Origin of the sequence: Dietzia sp. DQ11-44 (genome assembly GCF_014145205.1) — a bacterium.
Classification (GTDB): domain Bacteria; phylum Actinomycetota; class Actinomycetes; order Mycobacteriales; family Mycobacteriaceae; genus Dietzia; species Dietzia natronolimnaea.
On the sequence record NZ_JAALEC010000201.1, the window covers coordinates 1 to 254 of the forward strand.

The window sequence follows — 254 nt, forward strand, 5'->3', positions numbered from 1 at the left end:
GCACGTCGATGCCGACGGCCAGCCGGCCGAGCTGCACTTGGTGATGGACAACTACGCCGCCCACAAGCACGCGAACGTCAAGGCCTGGCTGGCCGACAATCCACGGTTCACGGTCCACTTCACACCCACGCCTCGTGGATGAACCTGGTGGAGGTCTGGTTCGGCATCGTCGAACGCCAGGCCATCCGCCGCGGGTTCTTCACCTCCGTCAAGGACCTCAACGCCAAGATCCGCACCTTCATCGACGGCTGGAA

The 254-nt window shown here is 63.8% G+C and carries 1 pseudogene; it reads left to right on the plus strand.

The features are described 5' to 3' along the window. Window positions 1-254 (plus strand): annotated as a pseudogene (locus G6018_RS17340) (transposase); the annotation flags it as partial.